This window comes from Bacillus sp. FSL E2-8887, assembly GCF_038007205.1.
Lineage (GTDB): Bacteria > Bacillota > Bacilli > Bacillales > Bacillaceae_G > Bacillus_A > Bacillus_A mycoides.
Window position 1 is genome coordinate 82440 of record NZ_JBBOWS010000001.1, and the last position, 15119, is coordinate 97558.

Sequence of the window (15119 nt, forward strand, 5' to 3'; positions counted from 1 at the left end):
ATGGTAGTAGCATACAAACATGAGCCATTTACAGATTTTTCAGTAGAGGCTAACAAATTAGCGTTTGAAGAGGGTTTAAAGAAAGTAGAATCTTATCTTGGACAAGACTATCCATTAATTATCGGGGGAGAAAAAATCACTACAGAAGACAAAATTGTTTCTGTAAACCCTGCAAATAAAGAGGAACTTGTTGGTCGTGTTTCAAAAGCAAGCCGTGAATTAGCTGAAAAAGCAATGCAAGTAGCGGATGCAACATTCCAAACTTGGAGAAAGTCAAAACCAGAAATGCGTGCAGATATTTTATTCCGTGCTGCAGCAATCGTTCGTCGTAGAAAACATGAGTTCTCTGCTATTCTTGTAAAAGAAGCAGGTAAACCATGGAATGAGGCAGATGCTGATACAGCAGAAGCAATCGACTTTATGGAATATTATGCTCGTCAAATGTTGAAATTAAAAGACGGTATTCCAGTAGAAAGCCGTCCAATTGAATATAATCGTTTCTCTTACATTCCATTAGGAGTAGGTGTTATCATTTCTCCTTGGAATTTCCCATTCGCAATTATGGCAGGTATGACAACAGCTGCTGTAGTTTCTGGTAACACAGTATTACTAAAACCAGCTAGTACAACTCCTGTAGTAGCAGCGAAATTTATGGAAGTATTAGAAGAAGCTGGTTTACCAGCTGGCGTAGTAAACTTCGTTCCAGGTAATGGTTCTGAAGTTGGTGACTATTTAGTAGATCACCCTCGTACACGTTTCGTTAGCTTCACTGGATCTCGCGATGTAGGTATTCGTATTTACGAACGTGCAGCAAAAGTAAACCCAGGACAAATTTGGTTAAAACGTGTTATCGCTGAAATGGGCGGTAAAGATACAATCGTTGTTGATAAAGAGGCAGATCTTGAATTAGCAGCTAAATCTATCGTTGCATCAGCATTCGGATTCTCAGGACAAAAATGTTCTGCATGTTCTCGTGCAGTAATCCATGAAGATGTATACGATCATGTATTAAATCGTGCTGTTGAATTAACAAAAGAATTAACAGTAGGTAACCCAGATGCAAAAGATATTAACATGGGACCTGTTAATGACCAAGCTGCATTCGATAAAGTAATGAGCTATGTTGCAATTGGTAAAGAAGAAGGTAAAATCGTATCAGGTGGCGAAGGAGACGATTCTAAAGGCTGGTTCATCCAACCAACAATCGTTGCTGACGTTGCAGAAGATGCTCGTTTAATGAAAGAAGAAATCTTTGGACCAGTAGTAGCATTCTGTAAAGCAAAAGACTTTGATCATGCACTTGCAATTGCAAATAATACAGAATACGGTTTAACAGGAGCAGTTGTTACTAACAACCGTGACCATATTGAAAAAGCACGTGAAGACTTCCACGTTGGTAACTTATACTTCAACCGTGGATGTACTGGTGCAATCGTAGGTTACCAACCATTCGGTGGCTTTAACATGTCTGGTACAGACTCTAAAGCTGGTGGCCCTGACTACTTAGCACTTCACATGCAAGCAAAAACTACTTCTGAAACTTTATAAGAAATAGTAGAAAAGATCTTCACAGTCTGTGAAGATCTCTTCTTTTTGAGAAACTCTCTATAATAGGAGTTAGTTAATTTGAATCGAAAGGGATTACCATATATTACTATTTGGTGGTTAGAACTAGCTAACCCTATTAATATCGGGATAAACATGTAAATAGAAACAAAACAGCGAGAAAAATTGACTTATTAGTCATATTTTTTAGTATTCATTTTGAGAATTTCCTGTATAATACAATTTGAAAGAAAATCTATGGTTAGACAAGAGAACACTCCTTTCGGTTTTGCTCACTGAAAGGGGTGTTTTTTTATTTTGATAGATTAAAAACCTTATATTAAGAATATTAAATCATCAGATAGAAGGAAACCGCCCTATTTAAATGTTATATTTATATAATATTATGCAAATATAAGAAAAAATTGAATTTATTGTTAAAATTTTATATAGTATAGTCAGTGTTTGTATAGTCGAATATCGAAATTTTAGGTATTCATTTTTGTTTTAACATTAATTATATTCCGATATAAGAGGTTTGTGCTTTTTGAAAAGACGAAAATGATTAGAAAAAATATTCTTTGGGAAGGGATGATTGTTAGATGAGTAATGGGGTGAAAAAGAATTATGTTGAATATGTTGACGTACTACGCGTATTTTCGATGTTTGCGGTAGTATTTCTTCATACTGCTGCAGGAAGTTTGCGAGGGAATATTGGTTCAGGTACTTGGCATATAACTAATGCACTGACAACGGTTTTTAGTACAAGTGTGCCTATCTTCTTTATGATTTCTGGTGCGATGTTAATGAGGAGTAGTAAAACGACATCGCTTAAAATAACTTATACAGAACGGTTGCCAAAATTAATTGTGCCATTTATTATATGGTCAATTATTGCCGTTTTATACTTTACGCCAAGACCGATACAAATAACAAATGTTATTAAGAGTATTTTATATATACCGAATCAAGCGGCGACAGTACATCTTTGGTTTATGTATGCTATTATTCCATTGTATATTCTTTCTCCTCTTTTGAAGAAAATGGTAGATGCCTTAAGTAAAGATCTTATAAAGTATATGTTAATTCTTTGGTTTACAGTAAGTTCGCTATTGCCAACAATTGCAGTACTAGTTCCGGATAAATTTAAACCAATATTCACGTTGTATCCTAATTTTGATATGAACTTTTTAGGTGGATATATAGGGTATTTCCTCTTAGGTTATTATTTAATGACGTATGAGAAGAAGGTATCAAAAAAGTTGTTATTTTCTATAATTGTTATAGATACGCTCCTAATTATATTGGGTACTTGGTATCAGACGGTTAAAATCGGGGAGTACTCTGAGGATTTCAAGGCATATGTTAGAGTATTTGAAGTAGTACTTTCAAGTTCAATCTTCTTATTAGTAAAAGAATATTTTAGGAATTACTCAATGAAGCCATTTATGTTTAAGGGGATACAAGTCTTATCTTCTTTTTCATTTGGTGTGTATTTAATGCATAATTTAGTAGTTGTATATATTGGGAATAAATTAAATCTATGGCCAGCACAATCAACGGTGATGTTACTGGTTGCTTTCATAATAATTACGGCTATAACAATTATAGCAATTATAATTTTTGCAAGTATGAAAATTACATGTTATCCATTAACAGGAATGAGCTTTAAGGAAGCTTCTCGTACATGTAATATTCAATTTTTATGGAAAAATTGGACTCAATTAAAAGATAGTAAAAATGATAATGTATCAATGTAAATAATTAGTGAGATTGTTATAGGTATGATATGAATCCCTAAAAATAGGGAATGAAAAAATGATAAATATGATATAGTCAGAAAAAAAACCTTTTGAAAAATTCAAAAGGATTTTTTTCATTGTACAAACTCTTTTGTGCTAAGTATTTCAGCATAGATTTTATTCAAACTAGCCAAAATTGTATTGTGAATATAAACAGCTGGTATAGTAGCATTCTTAAAGGAAAGATCTTTTGTAGCACAAGCGTCATGTATAACGGTACAACGAAAACCAAAATCAAATGCAGCCCTTACGGTAGCATCAATACACATATGAGTCATCATCCCGCATATTACGACGTGCTCAATTCCTGAACGTTGTAATTGTTCTAGAAGATCAGTTTCTCGGAAGCTATTTGGATAATGTTTAAGGATAACGGTTTCCTCTCTAAGTGGACGGACATTTTCGTGAATATGGACACCTTCTGTATTGGGTAGGAAAAAAGTAGCGCTATCTTTTATAGCTACATGTTGGATATGAAAAATAGGTTCGTTTCTTATTCTAAAATGTTGTAGTAGCTGACTAGCATATTCACTTGCTTCTACTGGATTACGTAATTCCATCATTCCGCTTGGAAAATAATCATTTTGAATGTCGACGAGCAAAAGAGCTGTTTTCATATATCTATCTTCCTCCGATTTCATATTCAAATAATGTTATTCAATGAGTAGAGAAGATTCTCCTTTTTAAAAGTATGAGTGAGAAGGATTTTACATAACTTTAAAAATCACTATTGTATTGTTACTTCTTATTTAAAAATTTAAATAGAGAAATAATTAATTTTTTCTAAAAATTGTATTGACTCTCATTATTCTGAGTTCTATAATAAGACTTAATTAAACGACAATTAAATCGATACACTCTTATCCAGAGAGGTGGAGGGACTGGCCCTACGATACCTCAGCAACGGGTTTTTTAATACCGTGCTAACTCCAGCAAGCCTATAAAGGCTTGGAAGATGAGAAGATGTGAATGAGTACATATAAAAGTGCTCTCCTTCTTATCTTTTATTACTGATAAGAAGGAGAGCACTTTTTATTTTACCTCGAAAGCTCTACTTCAAGTTTTTACAGCATATAGGAGGGAAGAAAATGATTTCTTTTAACAATGTGAGTAAAGTATATGAATCAGGTGGGCAATCTGTTCATGCGGTTGAGGATGTAACGCTGTCAGTTGAAAAGGGCGAAATTTTTGGCATTATCGGATTTAGTGGTGCTGGAAAGAGTACATTATTACGTTTAGTAAATATGTTAGAAAGACCAACTGCAGGAACAATTTCAATAGATGATAAAGAAATTACATCATTATCGGCGAAAGAATTACGGAAACTAAGACAAAGAATTGGAATGATTTTTCAAAGCTTTAATCTATTTAATTCAAGAACAGTGTTTGGGAACATTGCTTATCCATTAAGGTTAGCGAAATTGCCGAAGAATGAGATAAAAGAAAGAGTGAATGAACTACTAAAATTTGTTGGTTTAGAAGATAAAGCGAACTATTATCCAGAACAGTTATCAGGTGGGCAAAAGCAACGTGTTGGGATTGCAAGAGCGCTTGCGACATCACCAGATATTCTCATATGTGATGAGGCAACATCGGCTTTAGATCCGGAAACAACAACAGAAATTTTAAATTTATTAAAGAAAGTAAATAGAGAGTACAATTTAACGATCCTACTTATTACACATGAAATGCACGTTGTGAAAGAAATTTGTCACCGTGTAGCCGTTATGGAAAGAGGAAAAGTAATTGAGGAAGGAAAACTGTTTGACGTTTTCACACAACCGAAAACAAAGACCACTCAAAATTTTGTACGCTCTGTTATTAATGATCACTTACCAGAAAGTGTTCTAGCGAAAATTCAAAACGGAGGTCAGATTTATCGCCTGACTTTTACTGGGGAAGAGACAGGGCAGCCTGTACTATCATATATTGCGAAAAACTATAACGTCGATGTAAATGTTCTTTATGGAAATATTATTGAACTCCAAAATGTGCTATTTGGAAATCTTCTTGTAGAGCTACAAGGTGAACAGAAAGAAATTCAAAAAGCATTACAACATCTAAGACTGCAAGTGCAGCTGAAGGAGGTAGAAGCTCATGCGAGTTGATTGGAGTATATTTTGGCCTCGCATATTAGATGCGACGGGGGATACCCTCTTAATGGTAATTGTAACCCTTATATTCGCTACAATTCTTGGTATACCTCTAGGTTTACTATTGTATGTAACGAGAAAAGGAAATTTTTTAGAAAATAAATGGGTCTTTTCTATTCTTAATATCATAATTAATACAATTCGTCCGGTTCCATTCATTATCTTTTTAGTAGCTTTAAGCCCACTAACAAGAAGTGTTATTGGAACGACGATTGGAACGGCTGCAGCAATCTTTCCAATGACGTTAGTCGCATCAATTGGTATTGCTAGAATGGTTGAAACAAATCTTGTTTCCGTTCCGAAAGGGGTAATTGAAGCAGCGCAAGCAATGGGTGCTTCACCAATTAGAATTGTTTTTGAAATCCTCGTACCAGAAGCTTTAGCACCATTGATCCTAGGTGTCACGTTTATGACGGTCGGTTTAATTGAATTTTCTGCAGTCGCAGGACTTGTCGGTGGTGGCGGTCTTGGTGACTTAGCAATGACATATGGTTATCAACGCTTTGATACGTCAGTTATGTTTGTAACGGTCGTTTTACTTATTATTCTTGTACAGGTGGCTCAAAATTTAGGGAACTACTTTGCGAAAGTCTTTTTACGCAGATCATAAAAAGGAAGAGTGGAAAAGAAAATGAAGAAAATTTTAGCATTTGCATTATCAGCGATCGTAGGAATTACAGCATTAAGCGGCTGCTCAGGTGGAGACACAGGTGCAGGAGCGAAAGAGAAAGTAGTTCGCGTCGGTGTAACTGGAACAGATGGAGACGTTTGGGAAATTTTAAAGAAAAAAGCTGAAAAAGAAGGGATTAAAATTAAACTGGTTGAGTTCTCTGATTACACAACACCCAACAAAGCGTTAGCTGATGGAGATATTGAACTAAACTCATTCCAGCACATTGCTTTCTTAGAGCAATTTAAAAAGGAGCATAAGTTAGATATTACAGCTGTTGGTACAACGCAAATTGCACCGATGGGCTTATACTCTGAAAAATATAAGAAAGCAGATGAAATCCCAAATGGTTCGGAAATTGCTATTCCGAATGATCCAACGAACCAAGCACGTGCATTAAAACTTCTTGATGCAGCTGGCTTATTAAAGCTTAAGAAAGATTTTGGTCTATTTGGGGATCCAAGCGGTATCGCTGAAAATCCGAAGAAGCTAAAAGTTACACCGGTTATCGCACAGCAAACACCTCGTGTGTTAAAAGATGTAGCGGCTTCAGTTATTAATAACGGTGTTGCTGGTCAAGCTGGATTAGACCCAGCGAAGGATCCAATTTTCTTAGAAGATCCAAATAATGAAAATGCAAAGGCCTATATTAATATTTTCGCAGCTCGTACGAAAGATAAAAATGATCCAACACTGAAAAAAGTAATTGAGTTATACCATTCAAAAGAAGTAACAGATGCAATTAAGAAAGAAACAAATGATGGTTCAATTTCAGTAGATCTTTCACTTGATGAGCTTGAAAAAATCGTAAAATAATTATTGAGTTTAACGACTAACAGTAGGAACCCCTCCGCTGTTAGCTCGTTCAACATATAATCTACTTAACAAACAAAACCCTAATTCTGTACCTTCTAATTTTGTATAACATAGAATCCAATGTTTGTTAAGTAGAGTGATGGACCAGGAGTTTTCCTGGTCTTTTTTTAATTAAAGCAGCTGGCTAATAATAAGGAAATCCAAATTATGATTGGGTAAGAGATTAAACTAAAAATGAGTGTACTTGCTAATTTCTTTTTAGGGATTAATAGTTTCTTTGGTGAAAATAAGAAAAGAGAAAATAGGATAATGATAGATGCTGAGATTACTCCTGGATTATAAGAACGATAAATAACAAATAAAATAATATGTTGAACAGCGTTAAAGAAAATAGCTCCTTGAATAAAAATAACCCAGTAAATAGAAGGTAAGATTTGTAATTGGTATAGAATGACTATGAGTAGAACAGAGATTGTTAATATAGTAATTGCAATGATAAATTGTTTATTGTCTATGAAACGAATTAAAAATTGATTAGCAAGATATTGTGGCATCTGGAAAGCTTCTTCAAGGTTATGAATGAGAAATAAAAAAGGAATGATCCAAGGTATAATAGTAGAATGTTTTTTCATCAACTTATATCACTCCAATAAAGGTATAGAAAGCCTAAAAAGGCCCTCTATACAGAGATAGTTATTCAATTACAATACTTTTTAAATTATCTTCAGGATGCTCTTGTTCTTTCGGATAAGCAGCTAGCTCCTCTTGCAAAATATTTAGCGTTTGTTTAGCGTGTTGCTGAATCGGATTCGGTAGCTCTTCTAATATACGCATACCGATTTTTATTTTTGTACGAATTACCTTTCTTAGTAATTCATCATGCATGTACTACACCTCCAAACCGAATGTTTAGTACATCATCTTCAAACTTAGCTCCTTGAATAGAAAGGTGTGTTAATGTTTTTGGTAAGGTGATATTTCGCTTCATAGAGCCGGCTCGAATAATAAGTTCATCACCTTTTTGATTTAATGAAAGTTCACTTTTGTTTGAGAAGGGAATGGACAGAACGAAAATATACTCATCGCCATCTTTTTTTACATATTGTGTGCGGCCATTAAATTTCACTTCAGTAGGAGAAGGGTCTGATTTAAATAAAGCATTTCCTACACGCTCTAACATAGCTAAACCAACAACTTCTTGTTCAAACATGGGAGCTTCGTAAATAGGAAGTGGCTGAAAACTATCTTTAATTAACGCCTTATATTTCTTTTGTGTATCTTTCCATGCCTGAAAGTAAGGGTCGGTAACAGTGTTAGGGATGACGCGGTTAATCATAATGGCATCTACGTTATAATCGTATAAGTTTAAATAAGTAAAACTACGCTGAGCTTCTTTAATGACCATTTTTTCAGGATTTACAACAACGCGAATACTCGTTACTTTTCGGTTTGATAAAATATCTCTCATTTCTCCGAGCTGTTCAAGCGTATTCGTTAATTCGTCCATAATATCATCAGTTGGAAGGGGGACACCAAGAAGTGGTTGAGCTACAGGACGAACAACTTTTAAAATCTTCCTTTTAATAGGAAAGAGTTTTTCCATCCACCAGCCGAGCATGTCTGGAAAGCTAAGCATTGCTAAAGTTTCTCCAGTCGGTGCGCAATCAATAATGATGACGTCGTAAGTGTTGTGTTTATAGTAATCGAGTACTCGAAGTAAGCTAATTAAATCTTCCATACCAGGGAACATCGTTAATTCTTCTGTTGTAATATCATCAGCTGCTTTTGAAGTGAAGAGTAGTGTAATATATTTCTGCAATTTCCCCCAGCCTTTTTCCATTTCATAAATAGTGTTAATTTCTTGTGCCCACAAGTTTTCGCGAATTTCTAGTGGCTCAGAAGATAGTTTTATGCCCAATGAATCCCCTAAACTATGAGCAGGATCTGTACTCATTACTAATGTTTTTAATCCTTGTTTTGCACTTTGGATTGCTGTGGCTGCTGAAATGCTAGTTTTTCCTACGCCGCCTTTACCTGTATACAGAATAATTCTCATCATTAATATCCCCTTTGTTTCGAATGTCGAATATTACGAGTGTCGAAATATTTAATTGAATAAAAACCCAACTAGGGTCTTATCCCGCATTAACGGGCAGTAAGACTCCCGCCCAAAAATTCGACTGGAGCAAACAAATTAGGTGGGAGGTCAACTGTCCGTAAATGCCCGATTGGTTCAACTAATAATCAGTGAGGGATGAGAAAAACCCCCACTGATTAAGGTTTCACTTTATTCAATCGGAATGTTTTTCATTTTAGGTGTAGAAACCTTTTCTTCTGTTTTTTGCTGTGACGTAGCAATGTGATTCATGATCTTTTGGAATATTTGTAGTAAGAATGCTTTTTCTTCTTCTGACAATGCATCTGTCACTAGGCTAAAGTAATGGGCCGCATTTTGTTTTACTTCTTGAACGAGCATTACGCCGTTTTCTGTTAAACGAATTAATACAATGCGTCGATCGCTTTCATTCCGGTAGCGTTCAATATATCCCTTTTTTACAAGGCGATTTACAACGCCCGTTGTTGTACTCATTGGTATATCAAGAAGATCAGCAATTTTTGTCATTGTAATATCCGTATTTCGCTCCATCCAAAGTAAACAAAATACTTCTGTCTTGGAAAGTGTTAAATCAAGGCTTACCCATTCTTCTGGATAGAAAAGTTTCTTGGCGTTATCTAGCAGTAAGTCTAAAAAATGTTCATATTGTAACAATTATTTCCACTCCCGTATATTTCGAGGTTCGTAATATTTGTTTTTATTTTATGTGGAATTGAAATAAATGTCAATGTTTTTAACTGTTTTTTCAGATTTGAAAGAAAATTATCTTCAAAATAGAAATTTTTTGTGATAGATTAATAAATAGAAAAATGATTTTACATAAAAACCCATTGTGATAAATATATTTATCTATAATAGGTGTACAGCTAACGAGGGGGAGAACGATGAGAAGACGAAATACGCAAGCGTTCACGTTTTTAGCATGGACTTCATTTGTTTGTGCGCTTTCAGGAATGCTAATTGGGATTTATACGCTAGATGAAACGCTTAGTGTAAAAGGATACTATTTAATTGGAACATTATTTTTAACGATGTCTTGTTTTGTATTACAAAAAACAATTCGTGATAATGAAGAAGATAACGAGAGATTTCCGAAAAATAAATCGTTAGATAAAGAGTAAATTGTAAAGAAAGGCATTTGCCTTTCTTTTTTTATGTAAAAATACCGTAAGTGCCGTGTGTTGACTTGCTTGAAGTACTGGAAATTTGGTATCATCAATAGTATTGTAGATTGAACGATATATTATGGAGGTGGCCTAGCCGTGTCAAGAATTTCCGTTGAGAATGTAAAGCACGTAGCACATTTAGCACGTCTTGCAATTACTGATCAAGAAGCAGAAAAATTTCAAAAACAACTAGATGCAATTGTTACATTTGCAGAACAGTTAAATGAATTAGATACAACTGATGTAAAACCAACAACTCATGTATTAACTATGAAAAATGTTATGCGTGAAGATGTGCCAGAAAAAGGTTTACCAGTAGAAGAAGTATTAAAAAATGCACCGGATCACAAAGATAATCAAATCCGTGTTCCAGCAGTATTAGAATAGAGGAGGGAATTTCGATGTCATTATTTGATCATTCTGTATCAGAGTTACATAAGAAGTTAAACAACAAAGAAATTTCCGTTACGGATTTAGTAGAAGAATCTTACAAACGTATTTCGGATGTTGAAGATAACGTAAAAGCTTTTCTTACATTAGATGAAGAAAATGCACGCGCGAAAGCGAAAGAATTAGATGCAAAGATTGGTGCTGAGGATAATGGTTTATTATTCGGTATGCCAATTGGTGTAAAAGATAACATTGTAACTAACGGTCTTCGTACAACTTGTGCGAGCAAAATATTAGCAAACTTCGATCCAATTTACGATGCGACAGTTGTACAAAAGCTAAAAGCTGCTGACACAGTTACAATCGGTAAATTAAATATGGACGAGTTCGCAATGGGTTCTTCAAATGAAAACTCAGGCTTCTACGCTACAAAAAATCCATGGAACTTAGATTACGTTCCAGGCGGATCTAGTGGTGGTTCTGCAGCAGCAGTAGCAGCAGGAGAAGTATTATTCTCTCTAGGTTCTGATACGGGTGGTTCTATCCGTCAGCCAGCTGCATATTGCGGCGTTGTAGGTTTAAAACCAACTTACGGACGCGTATCTCGTTACGGATTAGTAGCATTCGCATCTTCACTTGACCAAATCGGACCGATTACACGTACAGTAGAAGACAATGCATACTTATTACAAGCTATTTCAGGTATTGACCGTATGGATGCAACTTCTGCAAACGTTGAAGTAGGAAACTACTTAGCTGGTTTAACAGGCGATGTTAAAGGTTTACGTATTGCTGTACCGAAAGAATACTTAGGCGAAGGTGTTGGCGAAGAAGCTCGTGAGTCAGTACTAGCTGCTTTAAAAGTGTTAGAAGGTATGGGCGCAACTTGGGAGGAAGTATCTCTTCCGCACTCTAAATACGCTCTAGCAACGTATTACTTATTATCTTCTTCTGAAGCATCTGCGAACCTTTCACGCTTTGATGGCGTACGTTACGGTGTTCGTTCTGATAATGTAAATAACTTATTAGATCTTTACAAAAATACACGTAGCGAAGGTTTCGGTGATGAAGTAAAACGTCGTATTATGCTTGGTACATTTGCTCTTAGCTCTGGTTACTATGATGCATATTACAAAAAAGCACAACAAGTACGTACATTAATTAAAAATGACTTTGAAAATGTATTTGCTAACTACGATGTTATTATTGGACCAACAACGCCAACTCCAGCATTTAAAGTGGGCGAAAAAGTGGACGATCCAATGACAATGTATGCAAATGACATTTTAACAATTCCAGTAAACTTAGCGGGTGTTCCAGCGATTTCTGTTCCATGTGGATTCGGTGCTAACAACATGCCACTTGGTCTACAAATCATTGGTAAACACTTCGATGAAACGACGATTTACCGCGTTGCACATGCGTTTGAGCAAGCAACAGACTATCATACAAAAAAAGCAAGTCTGTAAGGAGGCGAGCATAGATGAATTTAGAAACAATTATTGGTTTAGAGGTTCACGTTGAGTTAAAAACAAATTCGAAAATTTTCTCTGCGAGTCCAACAGAATTCGGAGCGGAGCCAAATACACAAACAAGTGTAATTGACTTAGGATACCCAGGGGTACTTCCTACTTTAAATAAGGAAGCAGTTAACTTTGCAATGAAAGCCGCAATGGCATTAAACTGTGAAATCGCAACGGAAACGAAGTTCGACCGTAAAAACTATTTCTACCCAGATAATCCGAAAGCTTACCAAATCTCTCAATTTGATAAGCCAATTGGTGAAAATGGTTGGATTGAAATCGAAGTAGACGGTAAAAAGAAACGTATCGGTATTACACGTCTTCATTTAGAAGAAGATGCTGGTAAATCAACGCATGCAGCTGACGGTTCATTAGTAGACTACAACCGTCAAGGTATGCCTTTAATCGAGATCGTATCTGAGCCAGATATGCGTACTCCAGAAGAAGCATATGCGTACTTAGAGAAGTTAAAATCAATCATTCAATATACAGGTGTATCTGATTGTAAGATGGAAGAAGGTTCTCTTCGTTGTGATGCGAATATTTCACTTCGTCCAGTTGGACAAGAGAAGTTCGGTACAAAAGCAGAACTGAAAAACTTAAACTCTTTCACTTACGTGCAAAAAGGTCTTGAGCATGAGCAAGTGCGCCAAGAAAAAGAATTATTATCTGGTGGTATCATCCAACAAGAAACACGTCGTTATGATGAAGCAACGAAGAAAACAATCTTAATGCGTATAAAAGAAGGATCTGACGATTACCGTTACTTCCCAGAGCCAGACTTAGTTGAACTTTACATCGACGATGAGTGGAAAGAAGAAATTCGTGCTTCTATTCCAGAACTTCCAGATGCACGTAAAGCTCGCTATGTTGAAGAAGTTGGCTTACCAGCTTATGATGCGCATGTATTGACATTAACGAAAGAGATGTCTGATTTCTTTGAAGCAACAGTTGCAGACGGTGCTGATGCGAAATTAACATCAAACTGGTTAATGGGTGAAGTACTTGCATACTTAAACAAACAACAAAAAGAATTAAAAGACGTTGCATTAACGCCAGCTGGCTTAGCTAAAATGGTTCAATTAATTGAAAAAGGTACAATTTCTTCTAAAATCGCGAAGAAAGTATTTAATGAATTAATTGAAAAAGGTGGAGACCCAGAAGAAATCGTTAAAGCGAAAGGTCTGGTTCAAATTTCTGACGAAGGAACACTTCGTAAGGTTGTAACAGAAATTCTTGATAATAATGAGCAATCTATTGAAGACTTTAAAAACGGTAAAGACCGTGCAATTGGCTTCTTAGTTGGTCAAATTATGAAAGCTACAAAAGGACAAGCAAATCCACCGCTTGTTAATAAAATCTTACTTGAAGAGATTAATAAGCGCTAAAAAAAGAGAAGAATTCTTATTTTTGAACGCTAAAATAGTATAGATTCTTAAAGATTAAACAGAAAAAACACCCGTATTTGGGTGTTTTTTCTGAGCTAATCAAACGTTTGTTTAAATGGTGAAAAATAATTTAAACAAACGTTTGATTAACTGTCAAAAGTGAAAAAATGTTTGTATAGCAACTATGGTATGATAGTTGCAAAAAGGTGGGAATAATGATAAATCTAGACATAGAGAGTTTTTTCATCTCATGAAATAATAGATAATTATTATTCATTATATGTAAATTGATGTGAGAGTTTTACTGCCCGTAAATAGCGGGATAAATTTCTTGGTTAAATAAAGTAAAACTATCAGGAGTGAATAGTTACTTTTGATGGGCTACACGAATCGGGTTCTTACTGCCTGTTTGAGCGGAATTAAAGAAGGATAGGAAGATGAGAGGAGGTAAGCATAGGGATACTGAATAAGGGTTCGGTGTATTCGTTTTTCAATGAATAAGGAATTTCCTGTGCTAATAAATGATGAAGCGAGCAAGAATTATTTATAATCCTACTTCTGGGCGCGAGCTATTTAAGAAGAGCTTACCAGAAGTATTACAAAAATTAGAACAAGCTGGATATGAAGCGTCTTGTCATGCGACAACTGGTCCTGGAGATGCGACTGTGGCAGCGAGGCAAGCTGCGGATCGTAAGTTTGATGTTGTTATCGCAGCTGGTGGTGATGGTACGTTAAATGAAGTAGTGAACGGTTTAGTAGGACATGAGCATCGTCCAAAGTTTGGAATTATTCCAGTTGGAACGACAAATGATTTTGCGCGTGCGATCGGTGTACCTCGTGTTATTGAAGAGGCTGCGGATATTATTTGTGAAGGAACAACGGTACCGTTAGATCTTGGTAGAGCAAATGATACATATTTCATTAATATCGCTGGTGGCGGCCGTATTACAGAATTAACATATGAAGTACCAAGCAAGCTAAAAACGGTATTAGGCCAACTTGCTTACTATTTAAAAGGAATCGAAATGTTACCATCATTACATCCAACATATGTTGAAATTGAGTATGATGGGAAGTTGCTACAAGAAGAAATTACGATGTTTTTAATTACGAATACTCGTTCAGTTGGTGGATTCGAAAAAGTAGCACCATATGCATCTATTAACGATGGATTATTTGATTTATTAGTACTGAAAAAAGGTTCTATCGCTGATTTAATTAAAGCAGCAACACAAGCGCAGCGTGGGGAACATATTAACAATCCGAAAGTACTATATACACAAGCGAATCGTATTAAAGTGCATTCACCTGATAAATTAATGATCAACTTAGATGGTGAATATGGCGGAGATGCACCAATGGAATTTGAAAATATATATCATTGTCTGGAACTATTTGTTCCTGAACATCAAGAGGATGCCCTGTAAAGGCATCTTTTTTTTGCTTTCACCTCACTATTTGCGAGCAATAAGATTCCCCCACTGATTAAAGTTTCTCTATGTGCAGATGAATTGTAAATTGTAAGTTAGTTTGATTTTTATGGTATTTTT

Annotated in this window: 15 protein-coding genes and 1 riboswitch; of the genes, 10 read left to right on the top strand and 5 right to left on the bottom strand. The window is 35.5% G+C overall.

Annotation, left to right across the window (positions count from 1 at the left end):
* Together pruA and NSQ08_RS00345 are read left to right on the top strand one after the other, a co-directional pair.
* Window positions 1-1548 (top strand): L-glutamate gamma-semialdehyde dehydrogenase, encoded by a 1548-nt coding sequence (gene pruA, locus NSQ08_RS00340; RefSeq protein WP_002124887.1) that lies wholly within the window; start codon window positions 1-3, stop codon window positions 1546-1548.
* 599 nt (window positions 1549-2147) lie between these two features.
* Window positions 2148-3305 (top strand): acyltransferase, encoded by a 1158-nt coding sequence (locus NSQ08_RS00345; protein WP_340770178.1) that lies wholly within the window; start codon window positions 2148-2150, stop codon window positions 3303-3305.
* A 116-nt stretch (window positions 3306-3421) separates the two neighbouring features.
* Here NSQ08_RS00345 and NSQ08_RS00350 read toward each other — a convergent pair whose 3' ends face one another.
* Window positions 3422-3964, bottom strand: a complete 543-nt coding sequence (locus NSQ08_RS00350; RefSeq protein ID WP_340770181.1) for a cysteine hydrolase family protein — start codon at window positions 3962-3964, stop codon at window positions 3422-3424.
* A gap of 240 nt (window positions 3965-4204) precedes the next feature.
* Window positions 4205-4309: riboswitch (SAM riboswitch) on the top strand.
* Between the two features lie 126 nt (window positions 4310-4435).
* On the opposite strand from NSQ08_RS00350, the gene NSQ08_RS00355 reads away from it, so the two are divergent.
* The 3 genes from NSQ08_RS00355 to NSQ08_RS00365 are packed head-to-tail and all read left to right on the top strand — an operon-like array spanning window position 4436 to window position 6986.
* The gene (locus NSQ08_RS00355; protein WP_340770184.1) at window positions 4436-5455 is read left to right on the top strand and encodes a methionine ABC transporter ATP-binding protein; all 1020 of its coding nucleotides are present in this window, start codon (window positions 4436-4438) and stop codon (window positions 5453-5455) included.
* Entirely contained in the window at window positions 5445-6110 is a 666-nt protein-coding gene (locus NSQ08_RS00360) for a methionine ABC transporter permease (protein WP_001261868.1), read from the top strand. The genes NSQ08_RS00355 and NSQ08_RS00360 overlap by 11 nt, the downstream gene beginning before the upstream one ends.
* A 21-nt stretch (window positions 6111-6131) precedes the next feature.
* Window positions 6132-6986 (top strand): MetQ/NlpA family ABC transporter substrate-binding protein, encoded by an 855-nt coding sequence (locus tag NSQ08_RS00365; protein WP_340770189.1) that lies wholly within the window; start codon window positions 6132-6134, stop codon window positions 6984-6986.
* A gap of 167 nt (window positions 6987-7153) precedes the next feature.
* Here the strand turns inward: NSQ08_RS00365 and NSQ08_RS00370 are convergent, their stop codons facing one another.
* From NSQ08_RS00370 to NSQ08_RS00385, 4 genes are all read right to left on the bottom strand, one after another.
* A complete protein-coding gene (locus NSQ08_RS00370) occupies window positions 7154-7618 on the bottom strand; it encodes an HXXEE domain-containing protein (RefSeq protein WP_340780019.1) in 465 nt (154 codons plus the stop codon).
* 61 nt (window positions 7619-7679) lie between these two features.
* Complete coding sequence (locus tag NSQ08_RS00375) at window positions 7680-7871, bottom strand: DUF3926 domain-containing protein (protein WP_002167044.1); 192 nt, start codon at window positions 7869-7871, stop codon at window positions 7680-7682.
* Entirely contained in the window at window positions 7864-9045 is a 1182-nt protein-coding gene (locus tag NSQ08_RS00380) for an ArsA family ATPase (RefSeq protein ID WP_340770193.1), read from the bottom strand. The genes NSQ08_RS00375 and NSQ08_RS00380 overlap by 8 nt, the downstream gene beginning before the upstream one ends.
* A 228-nt stretch (window positions 9046-9273) precedes the next feature.
* Window positions 9274-9756, bottom strand: coding sequence for a MarR family winged helix-turn-helix transcriptional regulator (locus NSQ08_RS00385; protein WP_000942491.1), 483 nt, complete (start codon window positions 9754-9756; stop codon window positions 9274-9276).
* Window positions 9757-9986: 230 nt separating this feature from the next.
* Between NSQ08_RS00385 and NSQ08_RS00390 the strand changes: the two genes are divergently transcribed.
* From NSQ08_RS00390 to NSQ08_RS00410, 5 genes are all read left to right on the top strand, one after another.
* Entirely contained in the window at window positions 9987-10223 is a 237-nt protein-coding gene (locus tag NSQ08_RS00390; protein WP_002029490.1) for a YiaA/YiaB family inner membrane protein, read from the top strand.
* Window positions 10224-10364: 141 nt separating this feature from the next.
* On the top strand, window positions 10365-10655 hold the full coding sequence (gatC, locus tag NSQ08_RS00395) for an Asp-tRNA(Asn)/Glu-tRNA(Gln) amidotransferase subunit GatC (protein ID WP_000086999.1): 291 nt from the start codon (window positions 10365-10367) through the stop codon (window positions 10653-10655).
* 14 nt (window positions 10656-10669) lie between these two features.
* Window positions 10670-12127, top strand: coding sequence for an Asp-tRNA(Asn)/Glu-tRNA(Gln) amidotransferase subunit GatA (gene gatA / locus NSQ08_RS00400; RefSeq protein WP_002010048.1), 1458 nt, complete (start codon window positions 10670-10672; stop codon window positions 12125-12127).
* Between the two features lie 14 nt (window positions 12128-12141).
* Window positions 12142-13569 (top strand): Asp-tRNA(Asn)/Glu-tRNA(Gln) amidotransferase subunit GatB, encoded by a 1428-nt coding sequence (gene gatB, locus NSQ08_RS00405; protein WP_002010050.1) that lies wholly within the window; start codon window positions 12142-12144, stop codon window positions 13567-13569.
* Between the two features lie 521 nt (window positions 13570-14090).
* Entirely contained in the window at window positions 14091-14996 is a 906-nt protein-coding gene (locus tag NSQ08_RS00410; RefSeq protein ID WP_002010051.1) for a diacylglycerol kinase, read from the top strand.
* The last annotated feature ends 123 nt before the right edge of the window (window positions 14997-15119 follow it).

Excerpts from the sequence above, each read along its gene's own strand:
- pruA (WP_002124887.1), top strand. The coding sequence starts at position 1 with ATGGTAGTAGCATACAAACATGAGCCATTTACAGATTTTTCAGTAGAG.
- NSQ08_RS00345 (WP_340770178.1), top strand. The coding sequence starts at position 2,148 with ATGAGTAATGGGGTGAAAAAGAATTATGTTGAATATGTTGACGTACTA.
- NSQ08_RS00350 (WP_340770181.1), bottom strand. The coding sequence starts at position 3,964 with ATGAAAACAGCTCTTTTGCTCGTCGACATTCAAAATGATTATTTTCCA.
- NSQ08_RS00355 (WP_340770184.1), top strand. The coding sequence starts at position 4,436 with ATGATTTCTTTTAACAATGTGAGTAAAGTATATGAATCAGGTGGGCAA.
- NSQ08_RS00360 (WP_001261868.1), top strand. The coding sequence starts at position 5,445 with ATGCGAGTTGATTGGAGTATATTTTGGCCTCGCATATTAGATGCGACG.
- NSQ08_RS00365 (WP_340770189.1), top strand. The coding sequence starts at position 6,132 with ATGAAGAAAATTTTAGCATTTGCATTATCAGCGATCGTAGGAATTACA.
- NSQ08_RS00370 (WP_340780019.1), bottom strand. The coding sequence starts at position 7,618 with ATGAAAAAACATTCTACTATTATACCTTGGATCATTCCTTTTTTATTT.
- NSQ08_RS00375 (WP_002167044.1), bottom strand. The coding sequence starts at position 7,871 with ATGCATGATGAATTACTAAGAAAGGTAATTCGTACAAAAATAAAAATC.
- NSQ08_RS00380 (WP_340770193.1), bottom strand. The coding sequence starts at position 9,045 with ATGATGAGAATTATTCTGTATACAGGTAAAGGCGGCGTAGGAAAAACT.
- NSQ08_RS00390 (WP_002029490.1), top strand. The coding sequence starts at position 9,987 with ATGAGAAGACGAAATACGCAAGCGTTCACGTTTTTAGCATGGACTTCA.
- gatA (WP_002010048.1), top strand. The coding sequence starts at position 10,670 with ATGTCATTATTTGATCATTCTGTATCAGAGTTACATAAGAAGTTAAAC.
- gatB (WP_002010050.1), top strand. The coding sequence starts at position 12,142 with ATGAATTTAGAAACAATTATTGGTTTAGAGGTTCACGTTGAGTTAAAA.
- NSQ08_RS00410 (WP_002010051.1), top strand. The coding sequence starts at position 14,091 with ATGATGAAGCGAGCAAGAATTATTTATAATCCTACTTCTGGGCGCGAG.